Annotated in this window: 27 protein-coding genes; 25 read left to right on the top strand and 2 right to left on the bottom strand. The window is 29.8% G+C overall.

All coding sequences use genetic code 11. The features are described from left to right. Positions 1-429: 429 nt before the first annotated feature. Positions 430-696, top strand: coding sequence for a PTS sugar transporter subunit IIB (locus tag IR152_RS13130; protein WP_255624791.1), 267 nt, complete (start codon positions 430-432; stop codon positions 694-696). A 230-nt stretch (positions 697-926) separates the two neighbouring features. Here IR152_RS13130 and IR152_RS13135 read toward each other — a convergent pair whose 3' ends face one another. Next, entirely contained in the window at positions 927-1,076 is a 150-nt protein-coding gene (locus IR152_RS13135; RefSeq protein WP_021358895.1) for a hypothetical protein, read from the bottom strand. Between the two features lie 285 nt (positions 1,077-1,361). Here IR152_RS13135 and tnpB point away from each other — a divergent pair, with 285 nt between their 5' ends. The 9 genes from tnpB (at position 1,362) to IR152_RS13185 (ending at position 10,738) form a co-directional block, all read left to right on the top strand. Beyond that, positions 1,362-2,480: an IS200/IS605 family element RNA-guided endonuclease TnpB gene (gene tnpB / locus IR152_RS13140; protein WP_227452404.1), complete on the top strand. Its 1,119-nt coding sequence runs from the start codon at positions 1,362-1,364 to the stop codon at positions 2,478-2,480. Between the two features lie 211 nt (positions 2,481-2,691). Then, positions 2,692-3,009 (top strand): PTS lactose/cellobiose transporter subunit IIA, encoded by a 318-nt coding sequence (locus IR152_RS13145; RefSeq protein ID WP_227452405.1) that lies wholly within the window; start codon positions 2,692-2,694, stop codon positions 3,007-3,009. A 212-nt stretch (positions 3,010-3,221) separates the two neighbouring features. After that, entirely contained in the window at positions 3,222-3,923 is a 702-nt protein-coding gene (locus IR152_RS20220) for a GntR family transcriptional regulator (protein ID WP_285894803.1), read from the top strand. A gap of 223 nt (positions 3,924-4,146) precedes the next feature. Beyond that, positions 4,147-5,448 carry a PTS sugar transporter subunit IIC gene (locus tag IR152_RS13160; RefSeq protein ID WP_227452406.1) on the top strand — a complete coding sequence of 434 codons (1,302 nt, stop codon included), beginning with the start codon at positions 4,147-4,149 and terminating at the stop codon, positions 5,446-5,448. A gap of 130 nt (positions 5,449-5,578) precedes the next feature. Beyond that, complete coding sequence (locus tag IR152_RS13165) at positions 5,579-6,673, top strand: DUF871 domain-containing protein (RefSeq protein ID WP_227452407.1); 1,095 nt, start codon at positions 5,579-5,581, stop codon at positions 6,671-6,673. 1 nt (position 6,674) lies between these two features. Continuing rightward, on the top strand, positions 6,675-7,787 hold the full coding sequence (locus IR152_RS13170; protein WP_227452408.1) for an amidohydrolase/deacetylase family metallohydrolase: 1,113 nt from the start codon (positions 6,675-6,677) through the stop codon (positions 7,785-7,787). Positions 7,788-7,826: 39 nt separating this feature from the next. Then, positions 7,827-8,936, top strand: a complete 1,110-nt coding sequence (locus tag IR152_RS13175) for a DgaE family pyridoxal phosphate-dependent ammonia lyase (RefSeq protein ID WP_227452409.1) — start codon at positions 7,827-7,829, stop codon at positions 8,934-8,936. Positions 8,937-9,000: 64 nt separating this feature from the next. Continuing rightward, on the top strand, positions 9,001-9,741 hold the full coding sequence (gene dagF, locus IR152_RS13180; protein WP_227452410.1) for a 2-dehydro-3-deoxy-phosphogluconate aldolase: 741 nt from the start codon (positions 9,001-9,003) through the stop codon (positions 9,739-9,741). Positions 9,742-9,745: 4 nt separating this feature from the next. Next, on the top strand, positions 9,746-10,738 hold the full coding sequence (locus IR152_RS13185; protein WP_227452411.1) for a sugar kinase: 993 nt from the start codon (positions 9,746-9,748) through the stop codon (positions 10,736-10,738). A gap of 123 nt (positions 10,739-10,861) precedes the next feature. Here IR152_RS13185 and IR152_RS13190 read toward each other — a convergent pair whose 3' ends face one another. Beyond that, positions 10,862-11,743: a LysR family transcriptional regulator gene (locus tag IR152_RS13190; RefSeq protein ID WP_227452412.1), complete on the bottom strand. Its 882-nt coding sequence runs from the start codon at positions 11,741-11,743 to the stop codon at positions 10,862-10,864. A gap of 272 nt (positions 11,744-12,015) precedes the next feature. On the opposite strand from IR152_RS13190, the gene IR152_RS13195 reads away from it, so the two are divergent. The 15 genes from IR152_RS13195 to IR152_RS13265 all read left to right on the top strand — a co-directional run bounded on the left by IR152_RS13195 (position 12,016) and on the right by IR152_RS13265 (position 25,223). Continuing rightward, a complete protein-coding gene (locus IR152_RS13195) occupies positions 12,016-13,404 on the top strand; it encodes an LVIVD repeat-containing protein (RefSeq protein WP_227452413.1) in 1,389 nt (462 codons plus the stop codon). A 26-nt stretch (positions 13,405-13,430) separates the two neighbouring features. After that, complete coding sequence (locus IR152_RS13200) at positions 13,431-14,384, top strand: flavodoxin family protein (RefSeq protein ID WP_227452414.1); 954 nt, start codon at positions 13,431-13,433, stop codon at positions 14,382-14,384. Between the two features lie 52 nt (positions 14,385-14,436). Continuing rightward, positions 14,437-14,661 carry a hypothetical protein gene (locus tag IR152_RS13205; protein ID WP_227452415.1) on the top strand — a complete coding sequence of 75 codons (225 nt, stop codon included), beginning with the start codon at positions 14,437-14,439 and terminating at the stop codon, positions 14,659-14,661. Continuing rightward, positions 14,654-15,166 (top strand): DUF1097 domain-containing protein, encoded by a 513-nt coding sequence (locus IR152_RS13210; RefSeq protein ID WP_227452416.1) that lies wholly within the window; start codon positions 14,654-14,656, stop codon positions 15,164-15,166. The genes IR152_RS13205 and IR152_RS13210 overlap by 8 nt, the downstream gene beginning before the upstream one ends. Before the next feature lie 52 nt (positions 15,167-15,218). Then, positions 15,219-16,073, top strand: a complete 855-nt coding sequence (locus IR152_RS13215) for an acetyl-CoA hydrolase (protein WP_227452417.1) — start codon at positions 15,219-15,221, stop codon at positions 16,071-16,073. A gap of 353 nt (positions 16,074-16,426) precedes the next feature. Then, positions 16,427-17,011: a MerR family transcriptional regulator gene (locus IR152_RS13220; RefSeq protein ID WP_227452418.1), complete on the top strand. Its 585-nt coding sequence runs from the start codon at positions 16,427-16,429 to the stop codon at positions 17,009-17,011. A gap of 361 nt (positions 17,012-17,372) precedes the next feature. Then, positions 17,373-19,460 (top strand): BglG family transcription antiterminator, encoded by a 2,088-nt coding sequence (locus IR152_RS13225; RefSeq protein WP_227452419.1) that lies wholly within the window; start codon positions 17,373-17,375, stop codon positions 19,458-19,460. 15 nt (positions 19,461-19,475) lie between these two features. Then, positions 19,476-19,763, top strand: coding sequence for a PTS sugar transporter subunit IIB (locus tag IR152_RS13230; RefSeq protein ID WP_227452420.1), 288 nt, complete (start codon positions 19,476-19,478; stop codon positions 19,761-19,763). 27 nt (positions 19,764-19,790) lie between these two features. Beyond that, positions 19,791-21,062, top strand: a complete 1,272-nt coding sequence (locus IR152_RS13235; RefSeq protein WP_227452421.1) for a PTS ascorbate transporter subunit IIC — start codon at positions 19,791-19,793, stop codon at positions 21,060-21,062. Between the two features lie 61 nt (positions 21,063-21,123). Next, entirely contained in the window at positions 21,124-21,726 is a 603-nt protein-coding gene (locus IR152_RS13240) for a KpsF/GutQ family sugar-phosphate isomerase (protein WP_227452422.1), read from the top strand. A 4-nt stretch (positions 21,727-21,730) separates the two neighbouring features. Continuing rightward, positions 21,731-22,633: a 4-hydroxy-tetrahydrodipicolinate synthase gene (dapA, locus tag IR152_RS13245; RefSeq protein WP_227452495.1), complete on the top strand. Its 903-nt coding sequence runs from the start codon at positions 21,731-21,733 to the stop codon at positions 22,631-22,633. Between the two features lie 100 nt (positions 22,634-22,733). Then, the gene (locus tag IR152_RS13250; protein ID WP_227452423.1) at positions 22,734-23,366 is read left to right on the top strand and encodes a ketohydroxyglutarate aldolase; all 633 of its coding nucleotides are present in this window, start codon (positions 22,734-22,736) and stop codon (positions 23,364-23,366) included. Between the two features lie 250 nt (positions 23,367-23,616). Then, positions 23,617-23,715, top strand: a complete 99-nt coding sequence (locus IR152_RS13255; RefSeq protein ID WP_227452424.1) for a helix-turn-helix domain-containing protein — start codon at positions 23,617-23,619, stop codon at positions 23,713-23,715. 62 nt (positions 23,716-23,777) lie between these two features. After that, complete coding sequence (locus tag IR152_RS13260; RefSeq protein WP_227452425.1) at positions 23,778-24,134, top strand: zinc ribbon domain-containing protein YjdM; 357 nt, start codon at positions 23,778-23,780, stop codon at positions 24,132-24,134. Between the two features lie 225 nt (positions 24,135-24,359). Continuing rightward, positions 24,360-25,223 (top strand): pentapeptide repeat-containing protein, encoded by an 864-nt coding sequence (locus IR152_RS13265; protein WP_227452426.1) that lies wholly within the window; start codon positions 24,360-24,362, stop codon positions 25,221-25,223. Positions 25,224-25,292 lie beyond the last annotated feature (69 nt).

Raw genomic sequence — 25,292 nt, forward strand, 5'->3', positions numbered from 1 at the left:
CAATTATATCTTTCATTTTCAAAACCTCCAAAATTTTTTATATGAATATTATTCCAAATTTACCAATTTTGTATACCAAAAAGACTATAGGTAAATTTGTTTTTACACAAATCTACTTACAGCCCCTATTTCTATGCTTAATTGTACTACTTTAAAATTTGTAATATAATGGAATAAAACAATAGTATACAATAAATTATTGTAAATACTAATAAATTTATATAGTATATAAAAAAATTACATTCTTTGTAGTTGTATTGTTAAACCGTATTATAAATAAGTGATACGGTTTTTTGTCAACTTAGAAATTAATAATATTAAAATAATAAAAAAGTGTTGAAAGTATATTGTATTTAAGGTAGAATTAAATAAAATATTATAACATTATAATGTTTATAAAATTGTTAATAAAAATTTGGAGGGAAATATATGATAAAAATAATGTTGGCTTGTTCAGCGGGAATGTCTACAAGTTTATTAGTTAATAAGATGGAAAGTGCAGCTAAAGAAAACGGTATAGAGTCACAAATTTGGGCAATACCAGAATCAAATATACAAAATGAAATAGAAAAATGTGATGTTTTATTATTAGGACCACAAGTTAGATACATATTGTCTAAGGCTCAGGAAATAGCTAAGCCATATAATGTACCAGTAGAAGTTATAAATATGATGCACTATGGGACAGTTGATTAAAAAATAGCTACACACACTTGTGACTTTAGTCATGAGTTAGTAGCTAAATTAGTCAGCATATAGGGAAACTTATATGTAGAGATAGGATAGAACCTATCCAATACTACTTGAATTGCTAAAAACCCCTAAAGCTAACCAAACTAAAACATAAGGATGAAATAAACCTAAGTGTGAAAGTTACGAAAGTAGAAAAAATTGGTTAGATGGTATAAGGTTAAATCCTAAGTACTTTAAAATGGGCAATCAGCAGGTAAACTCCGAATAGGAGAAACTTCAACGACTATTCCTCTTGAGGGAAGTACACTACAAGCTATCGGTAGTGGAAGTGGGTAGACCTTAACGGATAATGCCGAAGGATAAGATATAGTCTGTGCTTGCATGAAAGTGTAAGAAGTTCATAAGAGAACTGCATAGGTAGTAGCGAACTTATGTGAACGACAACCTCAAAAATGATAAAAGTTAAGACTTACGGTTCTTAAATATGTTATTTAAAAATAAATATAAAAACCTTCTAAATAATTGTTTTAAATAATTACGTTTGTTAATATTATAATAGGTTATGAAAAATGGAAGTGAATCAGATATGTGGCACAATACTATATAGTATGGTATGTAAAATATAGACATTCAGTATTAACATAATCAGAAAAAACAATTAAAGTGAGGTGATAGTAGTGGAAAAAGCTTATAAGTTTAGAATGTATCCAAATAAAAAACAGCAAGAGTTAATTAACAAAACTTTTGGATGTTGTAGATTTGTATATAATAAGTATCTTGCTAAAAGAATAGAAGTTTATAAAAATGATAAAGAAACTTTTACTTATAAACAGTGCAGTTCTGATTTGACCAATTTAAAAAAAGAATTAAAGTGGCTTAAAGAACCTGACAAATTTTCACTACAAAACGCCTTAAAAGATTTAGAAAACGCATATGAAAAATTCTTTAAAGGAAAGGCAGGATTTCCTAAATTTAAATCAAAGAAAATTAATAGATTTTCATATAAGACGAACTTTACAAATGGAAATATTATGTACTTTAGTCAATATATAAAATTACCTAAACTTGGTATGGTTAAAGTAAGGGATAAACAAGTCCCTCAAGGGAGAATACTTAATGCTACTGTATCTAAAGAACCAAGTGGTAAATATTATGTATCATTATGCTGTACTGATGTAGATATTGAAGCATTTGAAAATACTAATAATCAGATAGGTCTAGATTTAGGAATTAAAGAGTTTTGTATCTCAAGTTGTGGAGACTTTATAGAAAATCCTAAGTATCTTAAGAAGTCATTAAGAAAACTTTCTAAATTACAAAGAGAATTATCGAGAAAAACAATCGGTAGTTTAAATAGAAATAAAGCAAGATTAAAAGTTGCAAGACTTCAAGAACATATATCTAATCAAAGGAAGGATTTCCTACAAAAATTATCTACTAAATTAATAAAAGAGAATGATATTATTTGCATAGAAGATTTACAAGTAAAGAACATGATTAAAAATCGTAAACTATCTCTCTCTATTTCTGATGTGTCGTGGTCAGAATTTGTTCGTCAATTAGAATATAAGGCTAATTGGCATGGTAGACAAATTGTAAAGGTAGGTAAGTTCTTTGCAAGTTCACAAATATGCAATAAATGTGGGTACAAAAACGAGGAAGTGAAGAACTTAAATATAAGAGAATGGATTTGTCCTTGTTGTAATGAAACTCACGATAGAGATATAAATGCAAGTATAAATATATTAAAAGAAGGATTAAGACTAATAAAAATTCAAAATAAATAACTTATGTAAGAACCGTAGGAACTACGGGGATAGCTTGTGGAGAATTTGTAAGACATATTTTATATGCAAAATTCTATGAAGCAGGAACCCTGTGACTTTAGTCATGGGAGGTTCAGGGGAAAGCTGTTTTAAATAGAGCTATAGAACTTAACAATGCTAAGTAATAGAAAATATAATGTATGTTTAATATATAAATTGGGAGAATCAAAGGATGGACGAAAAAATTATAGAGATTTCTTTTGGTATAATAGGCTATGCAGGTGAAGGTAAAGGATTAGCTTTTGAGGCAATAAAAGAAGCTAAAAATGGAAACATAGAAAAAGCAAAAGAATTATTAAAAGAGTCTAAGGAAGTTATAAATAAGGCACATAGATATCAAACAGAATTAATACAAAATGAAGCTAGTGGAAACAAGACTGAACTAAGTGTCATACTTGTACATGCACAGGACCACTTAATGAATGGTATGAATTTTCAACAGTTGGCTGAGGAAATCGTTGATTTACATTTGAGATTACAAGATAAGTAAAAATTAAAGAGAATAAATTAAGAGAGTTCTTAAAATATACATTATGTGTTGCACACTAATTGCTAGATTGTTGGTTCAATATTTGGTGAGCAGTACATTAAGTTTGTTTTGAGGACTTTTTTTGTATTGAGTTTAAAGTTAATGGATATTTACTATTAATAGTATAAGATTATATGTTATAATATTATAACATATAATTTAAGAGGTGAATCATGTTAAGAAATCAACCATTATATATACAAGTCGTTGAGATATTAAAGCAAAAAATATTAAATAACGAATATAAAATTGATAAAAATATTCCAACAGAAAGAGAATTAGAGCAAGAATTTGGGGTCAGTAAAATTACTATTAGAAAAGCTATTGAGATATTAGAATCAGAAGGATATGTAGAGAAAAAAAGTGGAAAAGGGACAAAAGTAATAAGTAATAATCTTTTTAATAAGCTATCGAAGGCAGAGTCTTTTTCAAGTATACTTTTATCTAAAGGTCATAAGTTATCTAAAGAGACTATTTCAATTGAAAAAATAATAAATGATAAAAATTCACAAGTGTTTAGTATATTTGGAGAAAAATGTATCAAGATTACTAGAATGTATTACTTGGATAGTAAGCCATATATATTTTTTACTCATTATATACCTTTTGACGAAAATCTAACTGTTGAAAGTTTTAATAATGAAAGTTCTTTATATATGTATTTATACAGGAGAAATATAAATATAACTAGATTTGAAGATGAATTTTTTATAGAAGAATCTGAGCTAGAAGTATCAAAGGCTTTAAATCTAGATAAAGATATATTATTAGGAAGAAAAAGAAAGACCTATGATGATAGCGATAATATAGTTGAGTTATCATTTGCAAGATATAATACAGAAGTACAAAATTACGTAATTAAATATGAAATATAATAAAAATCCTGAGTTTATTAAAATGATAATATGCTCAGGATTTTTATTTGTATTATAAAAAAAATAATATTATAACATTATAATGTTTACAAGCAAACATTATAATGTTATAATAATTTTAAGCAAATAAGTGATATTATCAATTATATAAAAATTAATTTTGTTATGAAATCGTTATTGCATTATAAATAAAGGAGAATATCACTAATACAGGGGGGGAATTATGGAAAAATTCGCAAGTTTTTTAGAGCGCAAGGTTATGCCTGTAGCAGCGAAGATAAGTAATCAAAGACATATGAGAGCTGTAAGGGCAGGTATAATAGCAACATTGCCACTAACAATAGTGGGTTCATTTTTTACAATATTATTAAACATACCTATTGATGCTTATATGGATTTTATAGCTCCATTTAAGGCAACATTAGATATACCATTTAGATATACTGTAGGATTTTTATCTCTATATGCTACTTTTGGAATAGCATCATCACTTGCCAAAAGCTACAACCTAGATACAACAGGTGTTGGTATGCTTGCAGTTATGGCATTTTTGGTTTCTACAATAGTTCCAACTCAAGTGATTGACCCGATAGATGGAGTTATAGAAGCTGGTAGATGGATGGACATGGCAAAACTTAATTCACCATCATTGTTTGGAGCAATAGTGACGTCATTAATTACTGTTGAGATATATCGTTTTATGAAGGAAAGGAATATTACAATTAAGATGCCAGCAGGGGTTCCACCAGAGGTCTCAAACTCATTTACTGCATTATTACCAACAGCAGTGGTGTTAATGTTATTCTGGGTAATAAGACATATACTTGGATTTGATATAAGTGCAGCGCTGAGTTCTATGTTATCACCTTTAAAAGGATTCTTATCAGGAAACAGTTTAGGTGGTGGACTGCTGACAGTATTTCTGATAACAGTATTCTGGGTACTTGGAATACATGGTCCAGCTATAATGGGTCCAGTAATAAGACCTATATGGGATATGTCTATAGCAGAAAATATAACTGCATTCACAGAAGGAGTATCAGCTCATGCAATGCCAAATATATTTACAGAACAATTTTTACAATGGTATGTATGGATAGGAGGAGCAGGTGCTACTCTTGCATTAGTTATAATGTTTATGTTTTCTAAGTCAAAATACCTAAAAAGCTTAGGAAGATTAGGATTTTTACCAGGTCTATTTAACATAAATGAACCCATAATATTTGGAGCACCGATAGTTATGAATCCGATATTAGGTATACCATTTATAGTTGGACCTATGATAATGACAGCTCTATCGTATGTTCTTACTATTACAGGGATTATACCTATGATGGTAGCAAGATTACCATTTGCAATGCCAGCACCAATAGCAGCAGTAATGAGTACTAACTGGAGTATAATGGCAGGTATCTTAGTACTAATCAACTTTATAATATCATTTGTTGTTTATTACCCATTTTTTAAGGTTTTTGAAAAGCAACAATTACAAAGAGAACAAGAAGAAATAAGTGAAAGTTTATAAAAATACATATATATAGAAGTTTTGTATTGTAAATATAAAAAACTTATAAATTATTAAAGGTGAAGGTAGGAGGAATTACCTTCACTTTTATTTTATATATTTCAAAAAATATAACTTGAGGAGGAGAAAGATGGAAAGAAGATTAGGTATATCAGTATATCCAGAGCATAGTAATATGGAAGATGATAAAGCATATATAAAAATGGCTTCAAAGTATGGATTTAAAAGAATATTTATGTGTATGCTTTCAATTACAAGACCAAAGAAAGAGGTTAAAAAACATTTTAAAGAGATTATAACTTACGCAAGAGACTTAGGATTTGAAGTAATCCTTGATATAGCTCCAAATATATTTGATATATTAGAAATATCTTATGATGATTTAACATTTTTCAATGAGTTAAATGCTAGTGGAATAAGACTTGACTATGGATATGATGGAAGTAAAGAAGCAATGATTTCTTTCAACCCATATGATTTAAAAGTAGAGCTAAATATGAGTAATGATGTAGCATACTTAGATAATATAATTACGTACAAGCCAAATATAAATAATATATATGGTTGTCATAATTTTTATCCTCAAAAGGGTACAGGTTTACCATATGATTTCTTTGTAAGATGTTCAAATAGATTTAAAAAGTATGGAATAAGAACTGCGGCTTTTGTTAATTCAAAACATGCAACAATAGGACCTTGGAATATAAATGATGGACTGTGTACACTTGAAATGCATAGAAATTTAGATATAGCTACAGCAACTAAACACTTATTTGCAACTGGTTTGATTGATGATGTGATTGTAGGAAATGCATATGCAAGTGAAGATGAGTTAAAAAGAATGGCTGAAGCAAATAAATATCAAGTTGTATTTAATGTAGTAGCCGAGGAGAAAACTTCTGAAGTAGAAAAGATAATAATGATAAACGAGCAACATTTTAGAAGAGGGGACATAACTAGTCAGGTAGCCAGGTCTACAGAGGTAAGAAAAAAATATGCTAAAGAAAATTTCCATAAACATGATAACATTACTGTTTTTAAAAGAGGAGATGTAGTGATTGGTAATGATGACTTTGGAAAGTATAAAGGGGAATTACAGTTGATACTTCAAGACTGTGAAGATGAAAGAAAAAATAAGGTTGGTAGAATAAAGGAAGATGAAATAATGCTTTTAGACTTTATTGAACCTTGGAGTAAATTTAAGATTATTTTAGAGGGAGAGTAAAGTGAAGATAGACATATTAATCAAAGGTGGAAAAACAGTAGATAAACATATAATTGATATCGCTATATCAGAAGGTAAAATAATAGAGGTAGCAAATCATATAGATGATTCTAAGTATCAGGCAAGCCAAATCATAGAACTGGATGGAGAGACATTTATTAGTGCAGGGTGGATAGATATACATACACACTGCTATGAAAGGTTAGAGATTTACAAGGATTATCCTGATGAGGTTGGAATAAAAAGTGGAGTTACTACTGTAGTAGATACAGGTACAACAGGTGCTTTAGATATAGATAAATTTTATAAGGATACTAAAAAGTACAAAACAAACGTATATGCTTTAATAAATATTGCTAAGCAGGGAATAACATCTCAAGATGAACTTTCAAATATGATGAGCATAGATGAGGATAAGCTTAAAGATGCAGTTAAAAGATACAAAGATTTTATTGTTGGAATCAAAGCTAGAATGAGTAAAAGTGTTGTAATTTCAAATGGTATTGAACCCTTGAAGTTAGCCAAAAGAATTAAAAAAGAACTTAATCTACCTATGATGGTTCACTTTGGCAGTTCTCCTCCAACTATAGAGGATATATTAGGTTATATGGAAAAAGGTGATATATTAACTCATATATATAATGGAAAACCAAATGGAATATTAAAAGGTAATAAAGTTAAAGCTGAAATTATAGAAGCTAAAGAAAGAGGTATAATCCTTGATGTAGGTCATGGAACAGAAAGTTTTAGTATGGATGTTGCAGTGAAAGCTAAGGATGCAGGACTTTTTCCAGATACTATAAGTACAGATATATATATTAAAAATAGAATAAATGGTCCAGTATATAGCTTGTCTACAACAATGGAAAAGTTTATATATATGGGTTACTCACTTGAAGATATAATAAATAAGGTTACTAAAAATGCAGCAAATGCAATAAACTTAAAAAATAAAGGTTTAATAAAAAAAGGATATGATGCTGATTTAACCATATTTGACGTGGTGAATGAAGAAAAAGAACTTCAAGATTCTTTGAATAAGTTAGTAATCACAAATACGTCCATAAAGCCAAAGGCTGTAGTAATAAATGGAGAGTATTTGAATATATGTTAGTCCATAAAATAGAATACATAGATGGGAGAGACTGATTGTATGAGTAGTATATTTGAAAAGTACTCTGTAAGACGTGTTATAAATGCTTCAGGTAAAATGACTATACTAGGGGTGTCAACACTAGATAAGGAAGTTATTGAAGCAATAGGTCAAGGGTGTAAAAATTTCTTCATAGTAGAAGAACTTGTAAATAAAACAGGTGAATATATATCAAATTTATTAGGGTGTGAAAGTGCAGTAATAGTTTCTAGTGCATCTGCTGGAATTGCACAGAGTGTAGGTGCAATAATAGCAAAGGATGATATGAATTTAGTTTACAATATAAATAACCATAAGAAACAAGTTAAAAGAGAAATAATAATTCCAAAAGGGCACAATGTTGACTATGGAGTTCCAGTAGAAACAATGATAAGACTTGGCGGTGGAGAAGTTGTTGAGGCTGGATATAGCAATATGTGCAATAAGGAACATATAATAAGAGAGATAAATGACAATACAGCAGCAATTATGTATGTTAAATCTCATCATTGTGTTCAAAAGAGTATGCTAAGTGTATTAGATGCAGTGCAAGTTGCCAAAGAATATAATTTACCTTTAATAGTAGATGCAGCTGCAGAGGAAGATTTAAAAGTATACTATGAATTAGGAGCAGACTTAGTCATCTACAGTGGTGCAAAGGCTATAGAGGGTCCTAGTTCAGGGTTAGTAATAGGTAGGAAAAAACACATAGATAATGTAAAGCTTCAATCAAAGGGTATTGGAAGAGCTATGAAAATAGGAAAAGAAAATATCGTAGGTTTAACATGTGCAATTGAGAGATATGTGAATAGTGAGAAGGTAACTTTAAAAGAAATGGAAGATAAGCTAAATCCATTTATAGATAAGATAAATACTTTAAAAGGAGCAAGTGCTAACATAACTAGAGATTCAGCAGGTAGAGAAATACTTCGTGGAGAGATTAGTTTTAATGAAGACGTGATAAATAAATCAACACAACAAATTATAAACGAACTTAGAGGTGGAGAGATAGCCATATATACTAGAGATTATAAGTCTAATGAAGGTAATATAGAGGTCGATATAAGAAGCGTGAGTGAAGATGATTTAGATATTATTTATAATAGAATAAAAGAGATAATAGAAAAATAGAAAATAAGATAAATAAAATTATAAAGATTTATTAAATTAAATTTTACTAATGGAGGTAACTGATATGAATTGTACACCAAAATATTATAAAGATAGAGTTTGTCTAAATGTTCTTGCAGGAAGTATAAAAAATGCCAAAGAAATATATGATGCTTGTGATGGGCATGTATTAGTAGGAGTACTATCGAAGAATTATAGTACTGTAGAAACAGCTATTGAAGATATGAAAAAATACTCAAGGGAAATAGATAATGCAGTATCTGTAGGTCTTGGAGCTGGGGATCCGAATCAGTCAAATATGGTATCTCAAATTTCTAAAGAACTTCAACCACAACATATAAACCAAGTATTTACAGGTATAGCTACATCCAGAGCCTTACTTGGTCAAAACGATAGCATAATAAATGGACTAGTTTCTCCAACTGGTAAACCAGGATTTGTAAAGATATCTACAGGTCCATTAAGTTCAAAGGAGGAAGATGGTATAGTTCCTATAGAAACAGCTATAGCTATGATGAAGGATATGGGAGGAAGTTCAGTTAAGTTTTTCCCAATGGGAGGGCTTAAAACAAAAGATGAATATATAGAAGTTGTAAAAGCTTGTGTAAAGCATAACTTTTATCTAGAGCCAACAGGAGGTATAGACTTAGATAACTTCAAAGAGATAGTTCAAATTGCACTTGATGCTGGTGTAGAAAAAGTTATACCTCATGTTTATACATCAATAATCGATAAAGAAACAGGTGATACAAAAGTAGAAGATATAAAAGTACTTTACAAAATAATGAAAGAATTATTGGGATAGATTTATGAATATATTAGCTTTTGGTGAAATAATGATGAGACTTTCAGTACCTGATTATAAGTTTTTAACACAAACGAGCCAATTAAATTATGTAATTACAGGTACAGGATTAAATATATTATCTGGGCTTAAAAACTTTGGATACGATACCTACATGTTAACAAAGTTGCCTAATAATAATGTAGGTAAAGCATCAAGTGCAAATATAAGAAAGCTTGGAGTAAAAGATGACTTTATTATATATGGAGGAAATCATATTGGAATATACTTTCTTGAAACTGGATATGGAGAAAGGCCTTCTGAAGTGACTTATTTAAATAGGTTAAATAGTTCATTCTGTGAGAGCAGATTACAAGACTATGATATTGATAAATGTCTAGAAGGAATTGATGTAGTCCATATTTGTGGTATTACTATGCAGCTTACAGATTCAGTTAAAGAGGTTGCTTTAGAACTAGCTAAAAAATCTTATGAAAAGGGCATAAAAGTATTCTTTGATTTTAATTTTAGGCAATCGCTAAATCCAGACAAGACTTATGATGATTTAGTAAATGATTATAAAGAAATATTACCATATTGCCATGGATTATTTGCTAGTTATAGAGATATAAATAAAATACTTAATATAGATACTCTAGATATAAAAGTGAGTTCAGAATTGATTAAAAAAGAGTATGATATAGAAATTGTAGCTGGAACTATGAGACGATTTGATGATATGAACAATAAATTTATAAAGGGATATATATCAAATAATGATGGCTATTTTGAAAGTAGGGAATATAAGTTAGAAATATATGATAGAGTTGGTGCCGGAGATGGATATGTAGCAGGAATTATGTATTCGTATTTGGAAAAGATGAGTAATGAAGATATAGTTGAATTTGGAGTTGCTAGTTCAGTGTTAGCCCATACAACTTATGGTGATAGTTCTTTAGTAAACACAAATCATGTATTTAGACTTATGAACAATGAGAAATTAGATATATTGAGATAGCATTTTTAGATTAGATTTATAGTGATATATTACGAATGTTCTCGGAATACCTAATTAATAAAATTAAGTAAAAAAATAGCATTAACCATATAAAAATGGCTAATGCTATTTTTTTGCTTAATTTTATACTATAGAAATAAACTTTTCTAATGCTGGGTTTGTATTGTTTTTATTCCATACAACTACAACCTCAATTCTATCTTTTACTTCATTTATAGGTACTATTGCAATATCACGTTCTATCATTGTATCTGTAACACAAAATGAAGGTAAAATGGATATCCCCATGTTAGAGGCTACTAATGATTCAATAGTATTAAGATTATTTGAACGTTGCACCACATTAGGCACAAATCCAGCTTCACGATATCTATTCTGTATCATGGATTTTTGCCCATACTCATCTCCTGTTTCCTTTACAAAAATAAACTTCTCGTGTTGTAATTCAATTAAATCAATATAATCTTCATTGTAAAGTGGATGAGCAGGGGGTAAAAGGGCTACCAAAGAATATCTTTCTACAGTTTTATATTCAAAATCTTTTAATGGTTGATTTTCTGGATTAATAACAAAGGCAATATCCATAAAATTATTTTTCACTAAGTTTAAAAGTTCGGTTATCTCATTGGTACAAATTTCCATAGATATATTAGGGTATGTATTAGAAAATTCTTTTAAATATTGTTGAAATTTACTTTTTTCATATCCTATTAAGATTCCAATACTCAAAGTTCCAAAAAAGCCATGTGCAAATTGTTGTGCTTTTTCAATAGCATCATTGATATTTTTTATTATAGTACGTGCCTCAGATAAAAAAACTTTTCCAGCAGGTGTTAATTCAACATGTCGTTTACTTCTTGTAAATAGAGTTACATTTATTTGTTCTTCTAAAGCTTTTATTTGCTGTGTAACAGCAGTTTGGGAAATATAAAATTTTTCTGCTGTTTTGGTAAAACTTAGACTTTCTGCTACAGATATAAAATATTCTAATTGTTTAGTATTCAAATAATCACCCCTATTTAAACTTGATTGTTTGTAAACCTTATTTATATATAATTAAAACTTATTATATTATAAGAAAATTTACTTTTAAAGGATATTGGAAAATATTTGTATAAAAATATATATTTTAAACATATCTTTGTATTAGATTTTATAAATTTATTAATAAGAATAACTTATATATTCCCATGAAAACGATATTGGATTTAAGCAAGTTTGTCTCATAAAATGAAAGTATATCAATTGATAATACTTCAAATAAGAAAGGAGAAAAAATGGAAGATAAATTTTATGCAAAAGGTAAAGGAAATAACGGTTATATTAAAAATCTTGAAGTTTGTTCCTTTAATAACTTAGACGGAACTTGTGGTATGTTTCAAATGGCTCTGTACAAAAGAGGTGAAAAATACTATTTATATGGATGTTGTTTTGGAGGAAGTAAAAAAAATGGAGTAATGATTAGTGATGTTACGAATCCTTATAATCCACAATTTATAAAACATTTTCAAATGTTAGACCCAAAAGAGTATCCTACAACAACAACTCCAAAAATTCAAATAGCAGATGATTTAATGATAGTGGCTATGAGTTGTGGAAGTGGACCAGGAGCACTTGTTGACCAAGCTAAATTAGCAAGTATTAAGTGTGAAGCAGGAATTAGAATATATAGTTTAAAAGAAGACCCTTTAAATCCTAAGTTTTTAGGATATTGGGATTGTGGCTTAAAGCATGTAATGGGTGTTCATAGATTTATGTACAATGGTGGAAGATATGTACATTTATCAAGTGACTGTGTTGGCTTTGAAGGTCTGATTTACAGAATCATAGATATAATAGATCCGACTAATCCAGTAGAAATAGGTAAATGGTGGAGACCAGACCAATATGCAGATGGATACCCAAATAAAACTTTTGATCCAGGAGCACCTCATTGCCCAGAATTTATGGATAAAGGATGGCTTCATGGACCTCCATTTGTAAGAGATGGAAAAGCGTATTGTGGTTATGGTGGAGCTGGATTAGTTGTACTAGATGTTGAGGACTTAACAAGACCAAAATGCTTAGGTGAATTACCATTCATGCCTGCATTTTCTAGTAGACTTGCAGGAGCAAGAACTCATACAGCACTACCATTACCGGGAAGGGATTTAGTTGTTGTTCAAAATGAAGGAGAACGATTTCAATTTTTTAAACCAGATAGTATCACAGATGTTCAAGCTATGAATAATATACATATGGTTGATGTTAGTAACGCAACACAGCCAACATTAATTGCTCAATTCCCATATCCTGAAGTACCACAGGATTTTCCTTATCCTAACTTTAATGTTGCAGGTCTAGGAAAACCAGGACCATTTGGGCCACATAACCTTCATGAACCAATGGATAATAAGCCGTGGTTAGAACAAAGAGGAGATAGAGTATATTGCTGTTATTTCCATGCAGGTTTAAGGGTTTATGATGTATCAGACCCATATTACATCAAAGAGTTAGCATATTTTATACCACCAAATCCAAATAAAATACCAGAAGAGTCTTATTTCCCAGGATTCCCTGGACCACGTTTGGCAGTAACAGAAGATATTATTGTTGATGATAGAGGCTACATCATTATAGATGCTTTAGATGATGGATTCTATATATTAAAAATGAAAGAAGATTAATAAACATTAAAGAGGGAGAATAAAAAATGAAAATATTAGGTATTTCTTTTGGAACAAAAAATGGAAATAATGACACAATGTGTAAAGTGGCACTTAAAGGAGCTCAAGAAGCAGGAGCTGAAGTAGAATTTATTCAAATGTCATCACTTAATATTAAACATTGTACTGGGTGCTGTGCATGCGTTAAGACTTTATTATCTGGAAAAGGCAGTATGTGTGTACTAAAAGATGACTTTGAATGGTTACTTGACAAAATGAAAGACGCAGATGGGATAGTAGTTTCAGACCCAATATTCGAAGAAGGTGCATCAGGATTATTTCATACTATAATGGATCGTCTTGGACCAAGAGCAGATAAAGGAAATAATATTATAGGGACAAAAGTTGCAGAAGCTACAGGAGGAAAAATTCCAGACCCAAGAATGCTTAAAGATAAAGTAATATCATTCATGGGAATAGGTGGTTCAGATTGGGGTACAAGAGTTCAATGTGAGCATGCTATGCTGGCTCTAATACCAATGTGGAAAGTGATAGATAATTCTTGGTTCCCATGGGCAAAGGAACTAGTTATGGATGATGCAAAACTTGCTCAAGTTCAGCAGATAGGTTTAAACATAGTTGAAGCAGCAAGAGATTTTGAAAAAGCTTCATACCAAGGAGAAGAAGGAGTCTGTCCACATTGTCACAATAGATTATTCTATCTTGAACCAGGTACTAAAAAATCAATATGTGCTCTATGTGGTATAGTTGGAGAATTAGATACTACAAGTGGAAAAACTGTATTTAGTTTTCCAGAAGAGCAACTAGGTCATGCTCATGATACTTTACCAGGCAAGTTTATACATGGTGATGATATTAAGAGAATGGAAGGTCATTATGCAGAAGTTCGTAAAACACCGGAATTTAAAGAAAGAAAAACAGCTTATAATTTTATAGAACCATTAACTAAAGAAAAGCAAGCTGGAGCTTCATTAGGATAATAATTAAAATACTAAGACTCTTTTTTAGGGAGTATTATAGGAGGCTTATTATATGAATGAAAAACCCTGCTTTAAACATATTGAAATTATTTTAGTAATTATTTGTTTAGTACTTACATATCAGAATGTTAGATTAGTTCCAGTATTTATTGCTATATTTATACCACTATACTTAAGTTATTTTGTAGTATCTATGATTGCAAATCCAATAACAATGAAGTTATTAGAGATAAGGCAAGCTAGAGAAACTACTAATTACAGTATAGAAAATGGATAGAAAGAAAAAAGAAATATTAACACTATCAATAGGAATTGCTTTATTACCTCCTTTATGGGCAGTGTTAGCACCTTACATAGGAATAAAAACTGGAGCTGTAGCATTAATTTGTGCAGGATTATATGTAACTAATGGTAATAAACAAAAAGATGGATTAAAAATAATGCTCGGTTTTTGGTGTGGAGATTTATGGGCAGTATTAGCCATTTTAATTATGAAATATATAAATTTCAACCCAAATTTAGAATTATTTTTAACACTCAGTATATTAGGTTTTTTTGCAGTTATAATTGCATCTTTATTTGAAAAAATAATTTTCTTACCATCATGGCTTTGTGGTTGGGCTATAGGTCTAACTATTATGACAGGTGAAAATATTATTAACTTACAGGGCATTTGTATTCAAATTGCTGTAGCTATGGCAGTAGGAGTGTGGTATGTGGGAGCAGGTGTAGATTTGTTTACTAGAGGTATTTTGAAGAAATATAAAAAAGAAGAAAATTGAAGCATGTGAATATAATTTGATTATAGGAGCATGGGAGGTTCAGTATAGGAGAATGTTTATGGGATTTGAATTTAAAATAATGAGAAGTTTAATATATGTAGGGCTTGCTAAGGAAGAGTATAGACCTAAGTTAATGGACTGGTTATATCGTTACCATATTCCAGATAGTATTAGTAATTTTGCACCATATTGTACTAAATATGCTTTTTATCAAGCATATCCTACACCAAATGAAGGAGAACGTTTTGGTGTCCGTAAGATGCAATTAACAGAGCATTATTGGCTTGTAGATGAGCATATGCCTGAAATGGCAAATAGAATTATGACCGAGTACATGCCTATGGATGTTCTTCGTTGGCAAGGATGTATACCAGATGTGGAGAATAAAAAAATTCATGAGAATGCAGAAAGTGGAGATGCAGGACGTGCAGTAGGTGGGGACAACGGATGTCCACCATTTATATTTGCTTTTGTTCCAATAAACTGGGAAGAAGATTTTAGAGGAAAAGGACGTACTGTACAAGATGGACCAAACTATCGTTGGCAATTTATGATTAAGTATCCAGAAGGCATTTCCAAAGAAGAAGGGGAAAAATGGTTCTATGATGAGGTAGTTCCATACTTTACAAACTGTTGTTATGTTAATCGTTTTGTAAGTAGTAAAATTATGATTAACTATGGGGCAACTGCTTTTGACCGTGTAGTAGAATTATGGTTTGAAGGAGAAGAAGAATGGTATAAAGCTGTGGTTGAAGAGGCAAAATCATTTATTAAAAAGCCAGAATGGGCGCAAGAAGAGGAGTTCCCATATTTAAAGCCACAATTCAATATCGCATCAGTGTTTTTAGGTGATATAGCTACTATGGACGCATATTCACAGTATCGTGGATATATTCCAATGAGATAAAAATAGTGCATTTAAAGATTAAAATATTCCTTTTATGATAGAGAGTTGAAATAATAAAACTGTCATTATAAAGGGAATATTTTTATATCTAAAAAATTTTGTGATATAAAATTTAAATATTTGCAAGAATATCTTAAAGATAAAGAATTATTGTTAGAGATATATAGACAATATAAAATTTATAACATATCATATTAACAAGTTTACATTTGGGTTGTGAACTAAAAATAATAATTGCAAAGATTGTAAATACTATATTAACTGTACTCTTCTAGACTTAGAAGATGCTAGGATTGTTAAATAGGAAGCAATTTAGTTAATATAAATAGATTATATAATAATAGGAGAATACAATGTATACAATTGGACAAGTATCTAAATTTTTAGGCATGTCTAGGGACACACTAAAATTTTATGAGGACAAAGGATTAGTAAATCCTAAGAAAAATGATGAAAATGGATATAGAAAATATAATCAGTTTGATATATATGATATCACAATGATAAATTTTTATAGAGAAATGGATATAGAAATTAAAAAGATTCAAGAAATAAGAAAAAGTAAGAGTATAAACAATTTAGAACTTTTGCTAGAAGAGAAAGAACAAATTATACTAGAAGAGATAGAATATAAAAAGCTTATTTTAAAAAAGATTCAGTTAGTTAAAGAACAATGCAAAAAAATTAAGAAATATTTTGGAAAATACACAATAAAAGAAATGAAGCCTTTAGAAGTAAAGGGTAGAATAAAACATGTTACTGATTATGATGAATATGAGATTTTAAGAGAGAATACAAACAACTTAAAAAAAACAGTTACATTAACCGATTTAAGGAGAGTAATAAGTTTTAATGAAGAAGGTATAATAGAAGATGAATTTATAGTTGTAAGAGAAGTAGATGACTTCGACAAAGGTATAAAAGGTATAATAATATAATTTTAATGGATTTGTAGCAAATGTAATGTATTAGAACTATATAAGAGAAGGCACATAATTTTATTTTAAATTAATGTGCTTTTTTAGTTGAAATAATTTATTAAAAGTTAAGATAGTTTTTATTATTTAAAGCAATTTTTCTTGAGCTTCTTTACCTAAAGAAGCCTTTTTGTTTATAAAATATACAGTTGTATTATAGCATCTATTTTAGATAAGTTTAATTTTTGTCTCAATCTAAAACAAAAGTTATACTTAAATGAAATTGAAAACAATAAAATTCTCAAATAAAATAAATATTGTGGAGGTGATAAAAAATCCAATGATAATATGAAGACTAATCTTAATAAGAAAGTAGGGATTAATGGTAGTGGACAAAGAAATTGTATCAATTCTCCAGATTTTATTAAATAGCACATTGATTACAACTAATGGATTACAAGAAGAATCCAATTCATCAAAGAGACAAATTACTTATAGAATAAATAAAATCAATGACATGCTTAAAGTAAAAAAAGTACCACTTATATGTTTAAGAGCTGATAAAGATATTATCGTTAGAAAAGAAACAAAAAAAGCAATTAAAGAAATTCTAGAAAAAAACTATTCTAAGAATACTTACTACTTTAGTAAAATAGAAAGACTTTTATATATGTATTTAATGCTTTTTATTAATATGGAGGACATCTCAATTAATCATTTTATAAATTCTATAAAAGTAAGTAGGTCTACTGTAAATCTGGACTTTAAAGATTTAATACCAAACCTTGAAAAAAAGGGTATTGACGTTAAGAATAATCGTATAAATGGTTATTACTTAGTTGGAAACGAGATGGAAATCAGGAGAGTACTTATTAAGAACATTATAGAAACGCTGTCTAATGAGAAAAGTTCAAGAGTATTTGATATTTTTATTGAAGAATATAATTTAGACAGCTTTGAAGAAGCTAAAAAAATTATATTAAAGCTTATAAAAAAATATGAAATTACTTTTGTTGAAGACAGATTAATAGAATTTATATATATATTTATCTTTCTGAAAGCAAGGATGTGTTCAACTAGAATAGATACACAAGAAAATATAGATATTCCTAATATTGCAGTCATGAGTTCAATGAAGGAATATAAATTTGCTAAGGAATTATTAGAAGTATATGAGAGTGAAGAGAAAATAAAACCTCATAATATAATGTATATTAGTGCTTGGATTTTAGGTATATCAGTAGGGAATTATGAAGAAGATACAGAAGATAAGGCTGTAATTTCAAAAATTGTAAATAAAATTATGACAAGATTTGGTTATTTAAGTGGAGTTTATTATATAAGTCAAGAAAAAATATTTAAACAATTATATTCTCATTTTAGACCGGCTTATTATAGACTTTTATTTAAATTACCTATTTATAATCCACTTTGTGAAAAAGTAAAAGAAGAATACAAATTAGTTTATAGAATCGTAAGTAATGCAATGAAAGAGTTTTGTGGATTATTTGGAGAAGAAATTCAAGAGGAGGAATTAGCATACTTAACAATGCACTTTGCAACACTTTTCTCAAATAAAAAAGAATTTGATGGTTTTAGAAAAAGGATAGCATTAATAGTTTGTTCAAATGGTGTTGGTAGTTCAGCTATTTTACATGCGGAACTCACAAACTTATTTCCTGACTTGCATTTTATACCGATGTCAGAATCAGTTGGATTGGAGAATATCAGTGAACCTGTAGACATTGTTTTTACTACTAATTATAATACAGAGGGTCTAAAAACAGATGTACCAGTAATTAAAGTAAGCCCTGTTATGACCACAAAAGAAAAATATAAAATTACACGTGAAGTATACATTCAATTAGGTGATATTTTTTTAAGACAACCTAAAATAGATGAGGTTATGGGGATAATAAAAAAATATGCAAAAGTAACTTCTGAAAGTATTCTTTCAAGTGAGTTAATAGCTTATTTTACACAAATAGAGAATTTTACGTCTAAGGAAGGAGAAGGACCTATGCTAAGTGACATCACTAATGAAGCATTAATAAAACTAAAGGTAAAAGCTAAAGACTGGGAGGAAGCTATTAGACAATCAGCTTCTGTCTTAGTTGAAAACAATAAAGCAACTGAAGCCTATGTTGATGCTATGGTTAATTCAGCTAAAGCATCTGGGCCATACATAGTAATTACAAAACATGTGGCACTTCCACATGCTAGACCAGAAGCAGGTTCAAAAGATATTGCAATAGGAATTGCCACTCTAGAGAAGCCTATTGAGTTCGGAAATGATGAAAATGACCCTGTAAAATATGTATTTTGCTTAAGTGCAATAGATAATAATAGTCATTTGCGTGCTATGTCTGAACTGGTTGAATTATTGGAACAGGATGAATTTTTTAAAGTCTTGGATAATGCCAATGAAGCCAAGGATATTATTGATTTTATAAAAATAAAAGAATTATAAGAGGGGGATTTAATTATGTATAAACTTTTAATCGCATGTAGAGCAGGAGTTGGCTCAAGTTTGATGTTAAAAATAAAGACTCAACAAATCATTAAGGAAAATAATTTTCCAATTGAAGTAGAACATGGTTCTTTAGATTCATTAAATGGATTTAATGGAGATGCTGTAGAAACATTAATTGATGTTGCTGAAGAATTAAAAAAGAAAAATCTTAAGTTTGATATAATTGGAATTCACAACATTGTTGACCGTAACGAGATTAAAACAGCTTTAGAAGATTTTCTTGCTTCAAAAGAAAAATAAAATTTAATAGAATAAGGAGGGATACTTATGGAGTTTATTATTAGTTTATTGAGTACGCCAGCTGTTTTACTTGGCGTAGTTGCATTTATAGGGCTGGTTCTTCAAAAAAAATCTGCTGTTGAAGTATTCACTGGAGCTTCAAAAACACTTATCGGGTTCTTGATATTTGGTATTGGTGCTTCTGCTATGACTGGCGCATTACAGAATTTCAATAAATTGTTCCAGCATGGTTTTGGAATTACAGGTGTTATAGCTTCACCAGAAGCAGCTACAGCACTTGCACAAGGTACATATGGTTTTGCAGTTTCATGTACATTGATTCTTGGATTCATACTAAATTTAGTATTTGCACGTATTACAAAGTTTAAGAATATTTTCTTTACAACAGGTCATAGTTTATTCTTTTCTTGTGTATTAGTTTTAATCATGAAAGCTCATGGGTTCGATAATACAACTACTATTTTAATAGGTGGAGCTATCTTAGGATTTATGTCTGCTGCATTACCTCAATTCTGTCAACCATTTATGCGTGAACTAACAGGTGGAGATGAACAAGCTATTGGTCACTTTAACATGATTGGTTATGGTCTATCAGGTTATATTGGGCGTTTATTTTCGGAGCATAAAGATGAAACAACAGAAACTATAGAATTTCCTAAGTGGTTATCAATTTTCAGAGATTTCTTAATGGGTCTGTCTATAGTTATGCTGATATTATTTTACATTGCAACATTAAAAGCTGGTCAAACATTTACTCAGGAAATCGCTGGTTCAACGCACTGGTTGGTGTTCCCTCTTATAGAAGCATTTACATTTGTAGCGGGTATGTCAATCTTGATGTCAGGTGTTCGTATGTTCTTGGCTGAAATAACTGCAGCATTCGTAATTATTTCAGAAAAATATATTCCAGGTTCACGTCCTGCATTAGATGTTCCAACAGTATTTCCATATGCACCAAATGCAGTTATTATTGGATTTATTTCAGCATATGCTGCTGGTTTATTAGCAATCGTTATTATGGCATCATTTCCTAGTGTATTCCCTGTAGTAATTATTCCAGCTGCTCATATATGTTTCTTCTCAGGTGGTACAGCTGCAGTATTTGGTAATGCATCAGGTGGATGGAGAGGAGCTATTGTTGGGTCTTTCGTTGCGGGATTATTCCTTGCATTCTTACCAGTGATACTATATCCAGTTTATGGGACACTTGGTATAGAAGGTGCAACCTTCCCTAACATTGATTACAACGTAGTTGGTTCAATATTACATAATATTTTACAATTTATAAAACCTATCTAATTTATATTAACATTGTATAAGAGTTATAGTAGGTTATTATGATTTTAAGGAGGATAAATATATGATAGAAAATACATTACCTGTATTTCTTGATACCATATCTAATGAAATATCAACATTCATTGAATCAATAGACGAAGTATCTATAAATAAAGCGTGTGATTTAATCTTTGAGTCAGAAAGGAATCATGGACGTGTACATGTGACTGGCATTGGTAAACCAGGTCATGTATCAGGATATATTTCCTCACTACTTTCATCTACTGGAACACCAGCATATACATTGCATGCTACAGAAGCAGTACATGGTTCAAGTGGTCAAGTAGTTGCTGGTGATGTTGTCATTGCAATATCAAATAGTGGTGAAACTCAAGAATTGAAAGCAACTATTGAAACATTAAAAATTAATGGAGCAAAAATAATTGGTGTAAGTGGTAATATTAATTCATTCTTAAAAGAGGCTTCTGATATATTCTTGTTTGCAGGTGTCACACAAGAAGGTGATTGTCTTAATAAAGCTCCTCGTGCTTCAATTCTCGCTGAAACTATAGTCTTACAGTCATTAAGTGTTGCATTACAATATGCTAAAGGGCTTGATGCACAGCAGTATTTGAAGTGGCATCCAGGAGGAAGTCTTGGAAAGTCTATTAGAGAGGGAATGTAATTTTATGAGATATAAAGGTATTATATGTGCAATGATAACACCATTTGATGAAAATCAAAATATTAATCCACGAGCAACATGTGATTTAATTGACCATCTAATTAATAAGGGAATTTATGGATTATTTATTTTAGGAACTAATGGTGAATGTCATGTAATGACAGATGATGAAAAAGTTGAGTTTGCAAAAATTGTTATTGATTACACTAACAACCGTGTACCTGTTTTTGTTGGAACAGGTGGCAATTCAACTCGTGAAGTTATAAATTTATCCAAAAGAATGGAAAAGATTGGTGCAAGTGCATTATCGATTATTACACCATACTTTGTAACACCAACACAGCAGGAATTAATTTTACACTACAAAACTATTGCTAATTCAGTTAATTTGCCTATTATGATGTACAACATGCCAAGTAAGACTGGAATTAATATTGAACCCAATTCAGTATGTGAATTGGCAAAGATAAAGAATATTGTTGGGATTAAGGATAGTAGTGGTAAGCTTGACAACATGAAAGCTTATATTGAAGTAACTAAAGGTGAGGATTTTAGTGTATTTTCAGGCTCCGATTCACTTATTCTTGATAGTTTGAAAGCTGGTGGTAAAGGTGCTGTTGCTGCAACAGCAAACTTCCTTACAGAGATTGATATTGCTATTTATGATAACTTTATGAATGGTGATTTGGAAGAAGCTCAAAAAGCTCAGAATAGTATAGAAGAACTTCGCCGTATTCTAAAGCTTGGAACAATTCCATCTGTTATAAAGAAAGCTGTTGTCTTAAATGGAATTAATGTTGGAACTGCGCGACTTCCTGTAACTGAACCAACTGGAGAAGTACTTGAAGAAATTAAGCAAGTGGTTGAAAATTATAAATCAATACTTAATAAGGATTTAGGGGAATAGATTAGATAAATATATCAATATATGATGAAAAATGTGTCATAAGGAATATGATTGGATTGAATAGATAAAAAATGGTTTAATGAATATAGAGGTGAATGATATGAAAAAGATGAATATAACCAAAAGGATGGCGGAATGTGGAGCCCTTGCAATTGTAAGGGAAGAAACATTTAATCGTGCATGTGAAATTGCTGAAGGTTGTATTAATGGTGGTATAACGGTTATAGAAATGAGTTATACCTTGAATAATGCTGGAGAAATCATTCAAGGTCTTAGTAAAAAGTATGGTGAAGGACTTTGTGTAGGAGCAGGAACAGTTTTGGATAGTGAAACAGCCCGTCATGCTATTTTACATGGTGCTCAGTTTATTATTGCACCCAATTACAATGAAGGTGTAGCAAAAATTTGTAATAGATATCAGATTCCTTATGCTCCAGCATGTACATCATTGACTGAAGCAGTAGATGCATTGAGTTTAGGAGCTGCCTTTATCAAGGCTTTTCCAATATCAGATTTCTATGGACCTAAATTAGTGAAAGTATTCAAAACACCAATACCTGATATGCCAGTTTTGGCAAGTGGTGGAATTAATCTTGATAACTTACATGTATGGTTAGAAAATGGGGTTGATGTATGTGGCTTTGGTGGGTTATTAACCAAAGGTAGTGTTGAGGATATTACTCAAAATGCTAGAAAGATTCGTGAAATCATTAAAAATATAAGAGAAGTTTAACATTCAGGCTATATCATAGTAATTTATAATTACTATGATATAGCCTCTTTAATATTTGTTATCTTAATTTAAAATATAGATAAAATTAGTAATGCAACTATTAGTTAATAAAATACAATTGTATAAGGATTGTGAATCAGTCAATATATAAATATAATTAAGTTGAGATGAGGTAATAATGTTGAACTTTGGAGAAAATTTAAGGAGACTAAGAAAAGAAATAAATTTATCACAAGAATAACTTTCTGAAATGCTAAATGTATCTAGACAAGCTATATCAAAATGGGAATCTAATAAAACATATCCAGATATAGAGATTTGTAAATATGAGTATAATATGATATCATAGAGGCTCAAAAGAAATTTTATGTAGTAAAAAATTTAAACATAACAAGTGGAGGACATATAAATATGGAAAGCTTACCAAATTGCCCGAAATGTAATTCAGAATATACTTATGAAGATGGAACTCTTTTAGTTTGCCCAGAATGCTCTCATGAATGGTTCTTAGAATTAGGAACAGAAGAAGATTCAAATATTATTAAAGACATAAATGGAAATAGATTAAATGATGGAGATTCTGTTACAGTAGTCAGAGACCTTAAAGTAAAAGGTAGTTCATCATCTATAAAGATTGGAACAAAAGTGAAAAATATACGTTTAATACAGGACCTATCAGATGGACATGATATAGAATGTAAAATAGATGGATTTGGAGCTATGAAGTTGAAGTCTTCAGTTGTTAAAAAAGCAGAAAATCATAAATAAATTATTTTATTTATGATTTTCTAGTATAGTGTAAACCATAAGAGTCTACCAAGGAGTTAAAGTTTCTTTATTTATCCTTATATTCTCTTGTGGTTTTATTTATACTATTGGAATAAATAACACATTAAATTATAATTAGGAATAAGAAAGATTACATAAGAGATTGAAGTGTAATTTATCTACAATAGTAGATTATTAAAAATTATACTTAGAAGGAGAAGTAATATGATAAATGTACACAAAGATATGTATAATAAATTACTTGATGAGTTAAAAATTGATTGTGATAAGTGTTTTGGACTTTGTTGTCTAGCTCTTTATTTTTCTGATTCAGATGGATTTCCTATCGATAAGGAATCAGGAAAACCATGTATTAATTTGCAACCAGATTTTAAATGTTCTGTACATAATAATCTTATAAAGCGAGGTTTTAAAGGATGTACTGCATACGATTGCTTTGGTTCAGGTCAAAAAGTAGCACAAGTAACATATAAGGGTATAGACTGGATACAATCACCAGAACTAGCAAATCAAATGTCTGAAGTATTTTTAATTATGAGACAGCTACATGAAATGTTATGGTACCTTAAAGAAGCATCTATATTAAATATATCAGATACAATCAAATCAAAAACTGATTTAATAATTGAAGAAACTGAAAAAATAACCAATATGAGTCCAGAACAGCTAATTGATTTGGATATCACATCACATAGAGCAAAGGTTAATTCGTTATTATCACAAGCTAGTGAGTCTGTGATGAGAAAAGTTAAATCATTTATCAAAACTTCTACTTTTAAAAATATGAAAAAATTAAGCAAAAATATAGATTTAATAGGAGTAGACCTTAGAAAAACAAATCTAATAGGAGCAGATTTAAAAGGGCGATTTCTAATAGCGGCAAATTTAAAGGATACAGATTTGAGTGGAGCAAATTTAATAGGAGCAGATTTAAGAGATTGTGATATTAGAGGTGCTAATCTTGAGAATAGTATATTTTTAACACAATTACAAGTTAATACTGCAAAAGGAGATTCTAATACGAAGTTGCCAGCTTCACTAGTACATCCTAAATATTGGGGGAAATAATTAAATTAATACATAATTTTACAAAATATGAACCTTTTTGACTTTAATTCATACTATATATTAGAGATT

The sequence above is a fragment of the Clostridioides sp. ES-S-0108-01 genome, assembly GCF_020662285.1.
Lineage (GTDB): Bacteria > Bacillota > Clostridia > Peptostreptococcales > Peptostreptococcaceae > Clostridioides.

What these genes read in the sequence shown, in the direction of transcription:
- IR152_RS13130 (WP_255624791.1), top strand. Translation starts at nt 430, where the DNA reads ATGATAAAAATAATGTTGGCTTGTTCAGCGGGAATGTCTACAAGTTTA.
- IR152_RS13135 (WP_021358895.1), bottom strand. Translation starts at nt 1,076, where the DNA reads ATGCAAGCACAGACTATATCTTATCCTTCGGCATTATCCGTTAAGGTC.
- IR152_RS13145 (WP_227452405.1), top strand. Translation starts at nt 2,692, where the DNA reads ATGGACGAAAAAATTATAGAGATTTCTTTTGGTATAATAGGCTATGCA.
- IR152_RS20220 (WP_285894803.1), top strand. Translation starts at nt 3,222, where the DNA reads ATGTTAAGAAATCAACCATTATATATACAAGTCGTTGAGATATTAAAG.
- IR152_RS13160 (WP_227452406.1), top strand. Translation starts at nt 4,147, where the DNA reads ATGGAAAAATTCGCAAGTTTTTTAGAGCGCAAGGTTATGCCTGTAGCA.
- IR152_RS13165 (WP_227452407.1), top strand. Translation starts at nt 5,579, where the DNA reads ATGGAAAGAAGATTAGGTATATCAGTATATCCAGAGCATAGTAATATG.
- IR152_RS13175 (WP_227452409.1), top strand. Translation starts at nt 7,827, where the DNA reads ATGAGTAGTATATTTGAAAAGTACTCTGTAAGACGTGTTATAAATGCT.
- dagF (WP_227452410.1), top strand. Translation starts at nt 9,001, where the DNA reads ATGAATTGTACACCAAAATATTATAAAGATAGAGTTTGTCTAAATGTT.
- IR152_RS13185 (WP_227452411.1), top strand. Translation starts at nt 9,746, where the DNA reads ATGAATATATTAGCTTTTGGTGAAATAATGATGAGACTTTCAGTACCT.
- IR152_RS13195 (WP_227452413.1), top strand. Translation starts at nt 12,016, where the DNA reads ATGGAAGATAAATTTTATGCAAAAGGTAAAGGAAATAACGGTTATATT.
- IR152_RS13200 (WP_227452414.1), top strand. Translation starts at nt 13,431, where the DNA reads ATGAAAATATTAGGTATTTCTTTTGGAACAAAAAATGGAAATAATGAC.
- IR152_RS13205 (WP_227452415.1), top strand. Translation starts at nt 14,437, where the DNA reads ATGAATGAAAAACCCTGCTTTAAACATATTGAAATTATTTTAGTAATT.
- IR152_RS13210 (WP_227452416.1), top strand. Translation starts at nt 14,654, where the DNA reads ATGGATAGAAAGAAAAAAGAAATATTAACACTATCAATAGGAATTGCT.
- IR152_RS13215 (WP_227452417.1), top strand. Translation starts at nt 15,219, where the DNA reads ATGTTTATGGGATTTGAATTTAAAATAATGAGAAGTTTAATATATGTA.
- IR152_RS13220 (WP_227452418.1), top strand. Translation starts at nt 16,427, where the DNA reads ATGTATACAATTGGACAAGTATCTAAATTTTTAGGCATGTCTAGGGAC.
- IR152_RS13225 (WP_227452419.1), top strand. Translation starts at nt 17,373, where the DNA reads ATGGTAGTGGACAAAGAAATTGTATCAATTCTCCAGATTTTATTAAAT.
- IR152_RS13230 (WP_227452420.1), top strand. Translation starts at nt 19,476, where the DNA reads ATGTATAAACTTTTAATCGCATGTAGAGCAGGAGTTGGCTCAAGTTTG.
- IR152_RS13235 (WP_227452421.1), top strand. Translation starts at nt 19,791, where the DNA reads ATGGAGTTTATTATTAGTTTATTGAGTACGCCAGCTGTTTTACTTGGC.
- IR152_RS13240 (WP_227452422.1), top strand. Translation starts at nt 21,124, where the DNA reads ATGATAGAAAATACATTACCTGTATTTCTTGATACCATATCTAATGAA.
- dapA (WP_227452495.1), top strand. Translation starts at nt 21,731, where the DNA reads ATGAGATATAAAGGTATTATATGTGCAATGATAACACCATTTGATGAA.
- IR152_RS13250 (WP_227452423.1), top strand. Translation starts at nt 22,734, where the DNA reads ATGAAAAAGATGAATATAACCAAAAGGATGGCGGAATGTGGAGCCCTT.
- IR152_RS13255 (WP_227452424.1), top strand. Translation starts at nt 23,617, where the DNA reads ATGCTAAATGTATCTAGACAAGCTATATCAAAATGGGAATCTAATAAA.
- IR152_RS13260 (WP_227452425.1), top strand. Translation starts at nt 23,778, where the DNA reads ATGGAAAGCTTACCAAATTGCCCGAAATGTAATTCAGAATATACTTAT.
- IR152_RS13265 (WP_227452426.1), top strand. Translation starts at nt 24,360, where the DNA reads ATGATAAATGTACACAAAGATATGTATAATAAATTACTTGATGAGTTA.